General features: G+C 66.3%; 14 protein-coding genes. 8 read left to right on the forward strand and 6 right to left on the reverse strand.

The annotated features are described in order from the left end of the window. Window positions 1–221: hypothetical protein (locus ACOHX0_RS21190; RefSeq protein WP_420679230.1), on the forward strand; the 221-nt coding region annotated here is incomplete at its 5' end. Here ACOHX0_RS21190 and ACOHX0_RS21195 read toward each other — a convergent pair. Next, on the reverse strand, window positions 218–1,141 hold the full coding sequence (locus ACOHX0_RS21195; RefSeq protein ID WP_420679231.1) for a nitrilase-related carbon-nitrogen hydrolase: 924 nt from the start codon (window positions 1,139–1,141) through the stop codon (window positions 218–220). The genes ACOHX0_RS21190 and ACOHX0_RS21195 overlap by 4 nt on opposite strands. Window positions 1,142–1,372: 231 nt before the next feature. Then, window positions 1,373–2,386, reverse strand: a complete 1,014-nt coding sequence (locus ACOHX0_RS21200; RefSeq protein WP_420679232.1) for a Hint domain-containing protein — start codon at window positions 2,384–2,386, stop codon at window positions 1,373–1,375. Window positions 2,387–2,607: 221 nt separating this feature from the next. On the opposite strand from ACOHX0_RS21200, the gene ACOHX0_RS21205 reads away from it, so the two are divergent. The 4 genes from ACOHX0_RS21205 to ACOHX0_RS21220 all read left to right on the forward strand — a co-directional run bounded on the left by ACOHX0_RS21205 (window position 2,608) and on the right by ACOHX0_RS21220 (window position 7,032). After that, window positions 2,608–3,387 (forward strand): SDR family oxidoreductase, encoded by a 780-nt coding sequence (locus ACOHX0_RS21205; RefSeq protein ID WP_420679233.1) that lies wholly within the window; start codon window positions 2,608–2,610, stop codon window positions 3,385–3,387. A gap of 15 nt (window positions 3,388–3,402) precedes the next feature. Further along, on the forward strand, window positions 3,403–4,524 hold the full coding sequence (locus ACOHX0_RS21210) for a hypothetical protein (protein WP_420679234.1): 1,122 nt from the start codon (window positions 3,403–3,405) through the stop codon (window positions 4,522–4,524). Window positions 4,525–4,799: 275 nt separating this feature from the next. Next, window positions 4,800–5,849 (forward strand): methyltransferase domain-containing protein, encoded by a 1,050-nt coding sequence (locus tag ACOHX0_RS21215; RefSeq protein ID WP_420679235.1) that lies wholly within the window; start codon window positions 4,800–4,802, stop codon window positions 5,847–5,849. Window positions 5,850–5,925: 76 nt separating this feature from the next. Continuing rightward, on the forward strand, window positions 5,926–7,032 hold the full coding sequence (locus ACOHX0_RS21220) for an ABC transporter ATP-binding protein (protein ID WP_420679236.1): 1,107 nt from the start codon (window positions 5,926–5,928) through the stop codon (window positions 7,030–7,032). A gap of 55 nt (window positions 7,033–7,087) precedes the next feature. Here the strand turns inward: ACOHX0_RS21220 and ACOHX0_RS21225 are convergent, their stop codons facing one another. The 4 genes from ACOHX0_RS21225 to ACOHX0_RS21240 form a co-directional block, all read right to left on the reverse strand. Then, window positions 7,088–7,606 (reverse strand): DUF421 domain-containing protein, encoded by a 519-nt coding sequence (locus ACOHX0_RS21225; protein ID WP_420679237.1) that lies wholly within the window; start codon window positions 7,604–7,606, stop codon window positions 7,088–7,090. 45 nt (window positions 7,607–7,651) lie between these two features. Continuing rightward, window positions 7,652–8,287: a DUF998 domain-containing protein gene (locus ACOHX0_RS21230; protein WP_420679238.1), complete on the reverse strand. Its 636-nt coding sequence runs from the start codon at window positions 8,285–8,287 to the stop codon at window positions 7,652–7,654. A 180-nt stretch (window positions 8,288–8,467) separates the two neighbouring features. Further along, window positions 8,468–9,142: a helix-turn-helix transcriptional regulator gene (locus tag ACOHX0_RS21235; protein ID WP_420679239.1), complete on the reverse strand. Its 675-nt coding sequence runs from the start codon at window positions 9,140–9,142 to the stop codon at window positions 8,468–8,470. Between the two features lie 95 nt (window positions 9,143–9,237). After that, on the reverse strand, window positions 9,238–9,546 hold the full coding sequence (locus ACOHX0_RS21240; protein WP_420679240.1) for a hypothetical protein: 309 nt from the start codon (window positions 9,544–9,546) through the stop codon (window positions 9,238–9,240). Between the two features lie 226 nt (window positions 9,547–9,772). On the opposite strand from ACOHX0_RS21240, the gene ACOHX0_RS21245 reads away from it, so the two are divergent. From ACOHX0_RS21245 to tatC, 3 genes are read left to right on the forward strand one after another with little or no spacing between them, the layout of a single operon-like run. Further along, window positions 9,773–9,988 carry a twin-arginine translocase TatA/TatE family subunit gene (locus ACOHX0_RS21245; protein WP_420679242.1) on the forward strand — a complete coding sequence of 72 codons (216 nt, stop codon included), beginning with the start codon at window positions 9,773–9,775 and terminating at the stop codon, window positions 9,986–9,988. A 6-nt stretch (window positions 9,989–9,994) separates the two neighbouring features. Further along, entirely contained in the window at window positions 9,995–10,474 is a 480-nt protein-coding gene (gene tatB / locus ACOHX0_RS21250) for a Sec-independent protein translocase protein TatB (RefSeq protein ID WP_420679244.1), read from the forward strand. Further along, on the forward strand, window positions 10,471–11,376 hold the full coding sequence (tatC, locus tag ACOHX0_RS21255; RefSeq protein ID WP_420679245.1) for a twin-arginine translocase subunit TatC: 906 nt from the start codon (window positions 10,471–10,473) through the stop codon (window positions 11,374–11,376). Before tatB ends, tatC begins: the two co-directional genes overlap by 4 nt. The last annotated feature ends 240 nt before the right edge of the window (window positions 11,377–11,616 follow it).

The raw sequence follows: 11,616 nt of genomic DNA on the forward strand, positions 1-11,616 counted from the left end.
GGACACGTCCAGACCAACATAATGCAACATGGTCGTTCTCCTTCACGGCTGGTTTTGCTGAGGCCGATCTTATCGGGCCTCGTTCGCCCTGGGAGAGCGGCCGCCGCAAACACACCATGTCATTCGTCAATGGTGCGGAAATGTGCTGGTTGGATACCTGTGCGGACGGCACCAGGATCTGGATTTTCCGCATCCACCTGCCCCCATGCGGACACAACTAAGCTGCAGCAGGATCATCGATGATCAGATGATCCGCATCCCAAAGTGCCGGGCAAACCTCCGCTTCGGCATGACCGTTGCGCAGCCGGCGGCACGCGCCCACCGGAATATCAGCAGCGATCAGAACGTGATCCGTCATCATCGCAGCGGTTTGCGGCGCGAGGGACGCGTGGATGCCATCCAGGGCGACCCCTGTGTCGCAAGGCAGAAATACACTTGCACCGCCGACGCCCGTATCTGTCAGCGGTTGTCCGAAAGGCACACCGACAGCCCCCAGAACACATACGGCCGTCTGAAGTTCGATGGCGCGCGCGCGCGCGCAACTGAACACTCTGTTGTAGCCGGTAATCATGTCGGTCTTGGCGGGTATGATAATCAGATCAAGATCAAGCTTTCCAAGGCGTGACCACAGGGCTGTAAATTCGCTGTCCAGACAAATGATCATGGCAATTCGCAGACCGTTCCATTCGATCACGCTGATAGTGTCGCCATGGACCGCGGTGCCGCCGGCACCCTGTGCCTCAAGCGGGGTCAGGCTGAGCTTATCTTGACAGTGGCGCCTACCGTCAGGGGTGAGCAACCAAGCGCGGTTCAGATAAACCGGAACGCCGTCTATCGGTGCAGCGGCAAACGGGATCGTGCCGGGGAGAATCGAGACACCATACCGCGCGGACATTGCTGCAACGGCATCCAACGCGAGCTGTCCGCACTCAAACAGCCACCCCAGGATATTATCCTTGGGAAGATCTGCAGGTGCAAAGCTCAGCCATTGGGCACAGGCGAATTCGGGAAGCACCAGCATACTTGCACCACGCGCTGCAGTCTGGGCGACCCGCGCCTCCAACTGGTTAAGCCACGTATTCAGGTCCGGTACCGCTGGTTCAAGGTTGGCAGCCCAAAGGTCAATCGAAACGTGTTCCACTAATTGCCCAACTTTATTGAAATCGACTAACCGCAGTTAGCTCAGGCATGGGTAAAGGCAACGGTGAAGTGCGGCTTCGATTGTCTGCTCAGGAGATCCTGGTTTCGTGGCGCGCGCCCGCATCGATGGTCCGGGTTCCGCCCGGTCCGAAAGAGCTGTTCCTGCGATCCGGCACCTGGCTGCAGGTTGGCTTCGGGCCGACAGCGCGTTCTCACGCGCAGAAACTGGCCGCTACCGCAACGACGCCCTTTTCAACAGCTCCACCGCATCCTGCCGCTGCAACAGCGGCCGGCCCACGTCCAGCCCGTGGGCGCCGCTCGCCGGCGCCGCGGGCAGGGGGCCTGGGTGGGTGCTCAGGAACTCCTCGGGCAGGGCCGGAGTGGTGATCGGGTCGAGGAAGGTGCTCTCGGCGGCGATGCCCTCGGCGTAGACGATGTGGTGGCGGTCGAACAGGATCTGGACGTAATCCACGAAGCCTCCGTCCAGCGTCACCACAGCATGTCCGTTCACCAGGTCGCGGGCGCGGATCAGGATCTCGGGCGCGCCGGTGCCGAGGAGGTCGCGGCGCTGGTAGACCATCAGCCGGTGCGCCGGGCTCACGATCAGGTCGCGGTCGTTGTTGAGCGCGCCCTTGCGGATCAGGATCGGGGCGAGGGAGCCGGTGGCGCGTAAGGTAGACTGGCCGCTCCAGCGCAGGGGCTGGACGCCGTCGTCGCGGGTGAGGATGCGGTCGCCGGGGCGCAAGGCTTCGATCGGGCGCTGTTCGCCGGTGGCGAGCGTGATGCGGGTGCCGCGGGTGAAGGCGGCCGAGGCGGATTGCGCCAGCGCACGGCGGGCGGGCGCGCGGGCGGCTTCGATCAGCGTATAAAGCGTGTCGGGGCGCAGGGGGGCGAGCGGCATCAGGTAGCTCTCCGCGATCAGGCCTTCGGCGTCGGCCTCGACCAGGAGCAGCATCCCGCAGCCGGCGCCGTCGTCGGGCTGAAGGGTGAGCAGCGCGTCGAGGTGCAGCGCAGCGCCAGGGGTGCCAAGGGCGCTGCCGGGCGCGATGCGGAAGCTGCCGTCGTGGCGGGCGTCGATTGCAAGCCGTGCGGGCGGGGCACTGCCGTCGAGCGCGTAGATGTCGCCGGGCACCAGATCCTCCAGCACGCCGGGCGCATCGCCCGCATTGGCGCCGTATTCGGCACAGAAGCGCGCGGCCGGGTAGGCCTGGACGGAGGCAAGGCTGGCGGTCAAGGTCTGTCCCATCGGGCTGGTGCACCTGTCTGCGTTATTGGCCCCCGGGACGGGCCGCGTCCAGACATAGTGGCGGGGGAATGTGGCCGAAAGGGGTCACGCCGGGGCAGATTTTCCGGCGCTCTTGCGGCAGGCCGGCCCCGGGGCTGGCGATGGGTCAAAACCGGGCTGGTCAACCGGCGAGTGCCGGTGCAAGGTCTGCGCCGGAACGAAACACGCAAGGGAGGACGCTGATGGATCTGGGAATCGCGGGCAAGCGGGCGCTGGTGTGCGCCAGCAGCAAGGGCCTGGGGCTGGGCTGCGCCGAAGCGCTGGCGGCGGCCGGGGTGAATCTGGTGATGAACGCGCGCGGCGCCGAGGCGCTGGAGGCCTCGGCCCAGGCAATCCGCGACGCGCATGGCGTCGACGTGGTCACCGTGGCGGCGGATGTTTCCACCGAAGCGGGCCAGAAGAAGGTGCTGGAGGCCGCGCAGGGTGTGGACATCCTGGTGACCAACGCGGGCGGCCCGCCGCCGGGCATGTGGACTGACTGGGAGCGCGACGATTTCATCCAGGCGCTGGACGCCAACATGCTGGCGCCGGTGGCGCTGATCAAGGCGCTGGTGCCGGGCATGATGGAGCGCGGCTGGGGCCGGGTGGTCAACATCACCTCGATGTCGGTGAAGGCGCCGATCCCGGTGCTGGGGCTGTCGAATTCGGCACGCGCAGGGCTTACCGGGTATGTCGCGGGCACCTCGCGTCAGGTGGCGGGCAAGGGGGTCACCATCAACAACCTTCTGCCCGGCATCCATGCCACCGACCGCGCGGTTGCGCTCGACAAGGGCGTGGCGGACCAGCAGGGGATCTCGATGGACGAGGCCAAGGCGCAGCGCAGCGCCACCATCCCCGCGGGCCGCTACGGCACCGCGGAGGAATTCGGCGCCACCTGCGCCTTCCTCTGTTCGCAGCACGCAGGCTTCATCGTCGGGCAGAATATCCTGCTCGATGGCGGCGCCGTTGCTTCAGTGATGTAAGAAGGGGCGGTCCGGATGGCGAGCGGATTTTCCCTGAAGGACCAGCTCTTCAATCGTGAAAAGGTCCGCTACCTGGCGGGCCTTTTTGCTGCCGCGGAGCCGGGGTTTAAGGCGGAGGCCTTTGAGGCGCAGGTGATGGCGGAGCTGCCGGCGCTGGAGCTGAAGCAGCGCATTGCCTGGATTGCGCAAGTGCTGGCCGGGTATCTGCCGCAGGACCTGCCGGAGGCCGCGCCGGTGATCCTGCGCGCCCTGCCGCCGCCGCTGGATCCTGGCAGGAGCGACGACGACTTCGGCGATTTCATCTTTGCGCCCTTGGGCGAATATGCGGCCGCGGCCGGGGCGGAGGCGCATCCGGAACTGACGCTCGACCTCATGGAAGAGCTGACGCAGCGGTTCTCGATGGAATGGGCGGTGCGTCCGCTCCTGAACCGTCACCCCGGGCTGGTGCTGGAGCGGATGAGCGGCTGGGCCGGGCACGAAAGCTACCACGTGCGGCGGCTGGTAAGCGAGGGCACAAGGCCGCGGCTCCCGTGGGGGCAGGCGGTTGGACTGCAGCTGGCCGAGCCGCTGCCGCTGCTGGACCGGCTGCACGGGGATTCCACCCGCTATGTCACGCGCTCGGTGGCCAACCACCTGAACGATATCGCCAAGAAGGACCCGGATCTGGCGATGGACCGGCTTGCCGGCTGGCGCGAGGCGGGGGCGCAGGACCGCAAGGAGCTGGACTGGATGACCGCCCACAGCTTGCGCGGGCTGGTGAAGGCGGGCCATCCGCGAGCGATGGCGATGCTGGGCTATGACCCGGAGCTGCAGCTTGACGCGCGGTTGGACGTGCCGCCGGAGGCGCGGATCGGTGCGGCGCTGGAAATCGCCTGCCATCTGGATGGTCCCGAGGGGGCGCCGGTGCTGGTGGACTACGTGCTGCACTTCCGGCGGCCCGGGGGGAAGATATCTGCGAAGGTGTTCAAGCTGAAGCAGGCGCGGATCGCGGGCGGGGGGCTGGAGCTCGCCAAGCGCCACAAGCTGAAGGGCAATGCGACGACCTTCAAGCTGGTGCCGGGACCGCATCGGATCGGGCTGATGGTGAACGGCCGGCTGCGGGCAGAGGCGGAGTTCGAGCTGCTGCCGGAAGGATGATACCGGCGCGGTAAAATAGCTGAGGGCAGTACCCGGCCGCGGGTGGGGGTGAAGCCCCCGACCGGGGGGGGGGGCGGCCGGGGGCTGCCCGGCGGTGCCCGCCGGGCGGAAGTTTAGTTGGGACCGCGAATCTCTCCATTGCCGGGGAAGGTTATGGAGCCGATATGCCCAGCCCCACGCCCCATCACACTTGCGTCAGCAAACCCGCCGCCCCAATTGCCGCCCCGCCAGCGCGCCGCTATCCAGCCTTCTGAACCATCAGGAAAGGCCGCGCCATGACCCATGAAAACGTGCAGACCTATTACGGCGAAGTGCTGCAGGGCAGCGCGGATTTGCAGACCAACGCCTGCTGCACGCCCGATGACATGCCGGACCACGTGAAGGCGGTGCTTTCGAAAATCCACGACGAGGTGCTGACCCGCTACTACGGCTGCGGCCTGATCGCGCCGGAGGCGCTGGAAGGTGCAAAGATCCTCGACCTCGGCTGCGGCGCGGGGCGCGATGTCTATGCGCTGTCGGCGCTGGCGGGGGAGAGCGGCAAGGTCGTGGGCGTTGACATGACGCCCGCGCAGCTGGAAGTCGCGCGCCGCCACCAGGACTTCCACGCCGAGGCCTTCGGCCATGCGCAATCCAACGTGGAATTCCACCACGGTTATATCGAGCGGCTGGAGGAGCTGGACCTGGAGCCGGGCTCCTTCGACGTCATCGTCTCCAACTGCGTGATCAACCTCGCCACCGACAAGGGCGCGGTGCTGCGCGGGGCGCATCATCTGCTGAAGGAGGGCGGGGAGATGTATTTCTCCGACGTCTACGCCGGCCGCCGGGTGCCGCAGGCGATGGCGGAGGACGAGGTGCTGTATGGCGAATGCCTGTCCGGTGCGCTCTACTGGAACGATTTCCTGAGCATCGCGCGCGAGGCCGGCTTCAACGACCCGCGCATGGTGACCGCGCGGCCCCTGACGATCGAGAACCCCGCGCTGGAACGCCGCGTTGCGCCGCTCAAGTTCCTCTCCGCCACTTACCGGCTGTTCAAGCTGGCAGCGCTTGAGCCCGACTGCGAGGATTACGGCCAGGCGGTGATCTACAAGGGCACCATCCCGCACGCGCCGCACGCCTTTGCGCTGGACGATCACCACGTGATCGAAACCGGCAAGGTGTTCCCGGTCTGCGGCAACACCTGGATGATGCTGCAGAACACCCGGCTGGCGCCGCATTTCGAGTTCATCGGCAGCTTTGACACCCACTACGGCATCTTTGCAGGCTGCGGCGGCGCCTCGCCCTTCAACGGGATCGAGGGGCAGGCCGCGGGCCAGGGCTGCTGCTGAGCGCTTGCAGGGGGCGGGCGGGGTTGCTATCCCGGCCGGTGACCGAGCGTTTTGATCGGATTCCGCCCGAGGCCCCATGAACCAAGCCCTGTCCCAGCCCCTTGCCACCAAGCCCGCGCCGCGGCTGGAGATCCGCAACCTGATGCGCGTCTTCGACGGGCAGGCGGTGGTGGACGATGTCTCCCTCAAGATCGAAGCCGGGCAGGTGACCTGCCTCTTGGGCCCGTCGGGCTGCGGCAAGTCCACCACGCTCAGGATGATCGCGGGCGTGGAGATGCAGGATTCGGGCGAGATCTTCGTCGACGGCAAGCTGATCTGCGACACCGTGTTCCGGGTGCCGCCGGAGCGCCGCAGCATCGGGCTGATGTTCCAGGACTTCGCGCTGTTCCCTCACTTAAGCGTCGCGGACAACGTCGGCTTCGGGCTGAAGGGCAGCAAGGACGAAAAGCGCGCCCGGGTGGAGGAGCTGCTCGAACGGGTCTCGCTCAAGCGCCATATCGACGGCTACCCGCATGAGCTGTCGGGCGGCGAGCAGCAGCGGGTGGCGCTGGCGCGCGCGATTGCTCCCAAGCCCCGCATCATGCTGATGGACGAGCCGTTCTCCGGCCTCGACAACCGGCTGCGCGACGGTATCCGCGACGAGACGCTGAGCCTTCTGAAGGAAGAGGATGCGGCAGTGCTGCTGGTCACCCACGAGCCCGAGGAAGCGATGCGCATGGCCGATGAAATCGCGCTGATGCGGGGCGGGCGGATTGTGCAGCAGGGCGCACCCTACAACGTCTACACCCACCCGGTCGACAAGGCCGCGGTGGCGTTTTTCAGCGACGTGAACGTGCTGCGCGCCGAGGTGACGGGCGCGCTGGCCGAGACCGCCTTCGGCGAGTTCCTCGCGCCCGGCGTGCCGGATGGCACCGATGTGGAGATCGTGTTCCGCCCGCAGCACTTACGCATCGACTTCGACCGCGCGGGCCAGGGCCCGCTGCCCACCGCCAGCGACGGCGTGGCGGCGCGGGCGGTGGTGGAGCGGGCGCGCTTTCTCGGCAGTGAAAGCCTGGTGGAGTTCCGCATGGATTTCGACGGCTCGATGCTGAAGGCCACGGTGCCGAACGTATTCCTGCCCGAGAACGGCCGGGTGATGTGGCTCACCGTGCGCCGCAACCGCTGCTTCGTCTTTCCGGCCTGAATGCTCCAGGCCCAGGCCCCCGGCCGGGGAGGCCGGATGGGCCGGCCGCTTGGCCTCAGCTCCGGCGTTCCACCCCGGTGAGCAGGGTCAGCTCCAGCTCATCACCCTGAAGCACGGAAATGTCGCCAGTGGTCTCCAGCACCACGGCCCGCACATCGGACAAGCGCAGAACGCCGGCTTCGCGCAGCTGGCCGCGCAGATCGGTTTCGCTGACCCGGGTCTCCCGCATCGCTTCGCGGATGAAAGCCCCGTCGCGCATCAAGAGCCTCGGCTGGTTCTGCACAGCGGCCTCCACCCGGTCAAACCGCAGCTTCAGCCTTTCGGCCGTGTACTGCGCCCCCATCAACGCGGCCATGGCAATCACTGCCTGGGCAAAGCTTGTCCAGCTTTCTGCCTGGCTGGCCCCGGCCAGCAAAGAGCCCGCGGCGATGGTCACCACGAAATCGAAGGCGGTCATCTTGGAAAAGGTGCGCAGGCCCAGCACGCGCACCAGCATCAGCACCCAGGCCGCCGCGGCGGTGGAAAGCACGGCGCCCCTCAGGAGCGTGTCGAGCAGTTCGGCGTCGGTGAACATCTTTGCTATTCCCTTCGTGGTTCAAGCTGGCAACCGGGCGGCGGGCTAGCGCAGCGCGCGGCCGTAGCGCAGGAACAGATGCGCCAGCGTGCAGACGGCGATGATTGCCAGCAGGCCCAGTCCGCGCTCGTAGAGGCCGTCGATTCCGGTTGGCAGGAAGAAGAACACCGGCGCGGTCAGGACCCAGAGCACCGCGATGGCCCTGAGCAACCGGGTATAGCCCCGGCCCATCTGCCCCGCAGACTGCGCCATCGCCCAGGGCGCAAGCGCCATCAGCACCCCCAGCGCATAGACCAGGTAGATGTGGATCACCACGCCCTCGTTGTCGCTGTCGCCATATTCGTTGCGCGCGCCGACGAGGAAGACAATCAGCCCCATGAGGGCGAAAGCGACGATCCCGAAACTCCAGCCCCGACCGCCAAGGTGCACATGGGCGGCGAGGATGGCGATGCAGACCAGCGCGGTAGAGAAAGCGTAGAGCCCGGCATCGGCGATGAACTCATAGCGCCCCGCGCCGAGGTCGCTGATCGTGTCAGAGACCCAGTCGTGGTCCGGCACCACGACATCCGCAATAACCACGGCACCGGCCAGCAAGAGGCAGCCGAGGACGGCATAGCCGGCAAGGATGCTGACCAGCGCGGGGGCGCTGTGCAGGGCGGGTGGAAGCGGGGTGTCGGACATGGGCGCAGGCTCCTCGGGCTGTCAGGAGAACAACGCCCGGGCGATGCGCGGCGTTCCGCGTGCCTCGCAGCAAAATACGGCACGGCCCTCGTTCGAGAAAACCCCTCTGCAGTTGGGGGCTCTGCCCCCGCCGCCCCTGGCGGCTCCCCCGGGATATTTCCGGCAAGAGGAAAGGGGGGGTCAGCTTCCGTAAGGGTCGTAGTCCTGCAGGCGTTTGCCGGGCTCATCCACGAACAGCTCGGGCAGAGCGGTGGCCTCCTCGATCAGGTCGACGCGGAAGACGCGGAAGGCCTCGCGGGCCTCGCACCAGGCGGTGAGCGTCCAGACCCGGCCCCAGTATTCCATGTGAAGGGGCCTGATATTTCGCTCGGTCAGGGTGCCGTCGATGCGGCGGTAGCGGAGGTGCAGCTTCTGGCGGGCCTTGATGGCGGCGCGCAGAGCAGGCATCTGGGCAAAGCCGCGCGCCGCATCGGCAAAGGGGAAGACCGCGAACTTCCAGGCATCCGCCTCGGCGATGGTCTGCTCCGGCAATACCGCGTCCACCTTGGCCGCCAGCGACCGGGCCGCGGCCTTGAGGTCCGGGTCGGCGGCCTCGGCGACGATCGCCATGCCGAGGTTCAGCGCCTCCAGCTCCTCGGGCGTCAGGGTCAGGGGCGGCAGGCTGATCTGCTCGCGCACCATGTAGCCGACGCCGCGCTCGCCCTCCACCGGCACGCCGGAGGCCACCAGCGTGTCCATGTCGCGGTAGATGGTGCGGGTCGAGACTTCGAGCCGCTCGGCAATGTCCTGCGCCCGGTGCAGTTTGCCGTCGCGCATGATCTGGATGATTTCGAAGAGGCGGTCGGTGCGGCGCATCGCTTAGCCTTCGCCCGGGGCAGAGGGGAGGTCAAGGGTCCCGGCCGGCCTCGGGCGGGCAGCGTCCATCCGCGGACGGGCGCTGCCCATGAGGTTTAGGAAACCATGTCCCAGAGCACCTCTTCATGGCGCATCCTGGCGCTGTCCGGCGCAATCGCGGCCATCACCTCGGGTGTGAAGTCCTGCTGCATGAACGCCTGCGCCACCCGTTCGGCGGTGGCCCGGTCCTTCCAGACCACGTAGTCGGTCCAGCAGCCATCCGCGCCTTGGCTGAGCTGGCGGTGAAGGAAGCCGTCCTGGGCGCGCACGAAGGTCTCGGTGCGCTGCATCAGGGAGGTGAATTCCGCGGCGCTCACGCCGTCTGCCAGTTTGAAGGTCACGATTTCGGCCACATGTTTGCTCATCACGTTTCTCCTTGTTTCCTGTGATGGGCTGGATTTACCGCCCCTCAACTGACATATACCTGTCAGTTGCCTGCGCGGTCGCGCTGGAAAAGGCGGAAAATCCCGTTTGCGGCCCGTTCACGGCACCCAAGCCGCTTCCGCAACCGGGGGCGCCCGCGCTACACCGTTTGCAAATGGCACTGCCGGCGCCGCCAACCCGCGCCGGACCAATGAAGGAGACACTGTCATGCTCAACAACATCGGCCTGCCCGGCCTGCTGCTCATCGCCGTTGTGGTTCTGGTCCTGTTCGGCCGCGGCAAGATTTCCTCGCTGATGGGCGAGGTCGGCAAGGGCATCACCTCGTTCAAGAAAGGCATCAGCGAAGGCAGCAAGGAGCTGGAGGACGACAGCGCCGAAGAGGCCCGCGACGTGACCCCGGAAACCGAAAAAGACAAGGTGTAATCCCCCATGTTCGATCTCGGGTGGACCGAGCTGCTGGTGATCGGCATCGTTGCGCTGATCGTCGTCGGCCCCAAGGACCTGCCGGTGCTGTTCCGCAATGTCGGGCGGTTCGTGGGCAAGGCCCGCGGCATGGCGCGTGAGTTCAGCCGCGCTATGCATGATGCCGCGGATGAAGCCGGGGTGAGCGAGATGGCGAAGGGTCTGAAGGCCGCGTCCAACCCGGTTGGCACGGCGATGGACGGGGTGAAACAGGCAGCCCAGGACATGGCCAAGTCGATCGACCCCACCAAGTTCGACCCCGGCAGCGAGACCGGCAAGCTGGCGGCAGAACGTGCCGCCGAGGCAGAGAAGATCCGCGCCGCCACCGCAAAGGCGGCCAGCGAGCGGCAGGCCGGCGAAAGCGAGGCGCAAGAGGCGGAAGCCGGCGCCGCCGGGGCGCCCTCAACAGAACCAGGCGCCAAACCCGGCGATGAGGCCAAGACATGAGCACCCCGGATGAGATCGACGACACCGCCGCGCCGCTGATCGAGCATCTGGCCGAGCTGCGTACGCGGCTCATCCATTCCGTGGTGGCCTTCGTGGCCGGCATGGTGATCTGCTTTACCGTGGCGACGCCGGTGTTCAACTTCCTCACCGCGCCCCTGTGCCAGGTCCTGGCCGAGCGCGGCCAGAACTGCGACCTGATCTTCATCTCGCCGCAGGAAGGCTTCTTCGTGGCGATCAAGATCTCGCTCCTGGGCGGCTTCATCCTGGCCTTTCCCTATATCGGCATGCAGATGTGGCGCTTTGTGGCGCCGGGGCTCTACAAGAACGAGAAGGGGGCGTTCCTGCCCTTCCTGGTCGCCTCGCCCTTCATGTTCCTTCTGGGCGCGAGCTTTGCCTTTTACGTTGTGACGCCGCTGGCTTATGACTTCTTCCTGGGCTTCCAGCAGTTTGGCACGGACGGCGAGGCGGTAGTCGGCGAAGAGGTGAGCCAGGGCTTGAGCGTGGTGTTCCAGGGCTCGGCGCAGGAGTACCTGAACCTCACCATCAAGTTCATCATCGCCTTTGGCATGTGCTTCCAGCTGCCGGTGCTGCTGACCCTGATGGGCAAGGCGGGGCTGGTGAGCGCCGAGGGGCTCGGCTCGGTCCGCAAATACGCGGTCGTGGCGATCCTGGTGCTGGCCGCGCTGGTCACGCCGCCGGATGTGATTACTCAGGCCATCCTGTTCGTGGTGGTTTACGGCCTCTACGAGATCTCGATCTTCCTGGTGCGCCGGGTCGAGAAGAAGCGCGAAGCGCAGCTGCGGGCTGACGGCTACTATGACGACGAGGACGACGAGATGGATATGCATCCCGACGATCCGATGATGGACCCGCTCGACTCCGGCGACGGCAAGGACAAGTAACCGTCCCGAGATGAGAAACGAAAAGACGCGCCAGAAATGGCGCGCCTTTCTTCTTCATTGTTCCAATGAACCGTTAGTCAGCTTCGAGCCCTGGTTTTCCAGTCTTCTGCGACGCAGCCAAGGTCCGCTTCAATACGATTCCGTGGAAAAACACCCGTTCGCGGGCGCAGAATAAGGGCGCCGGAAAAGAGCGTGAGCGCCTTTTTTATCGGGCTTTCTGCGGTTGCTGCGGTGCGGGAA

The organism is Cribrihabitans pelagius, from assembly GCF_048820915.1.
In the GTDB taxonomy this organism is placed as follows: domain Bacteria; phylum Pseudomonadota; class Alphaproteobacteria; order Rhodobacterales; family Rhodobacteraceae; genus Cribrihabitans_A; species Cribrihabitans_A pelagius.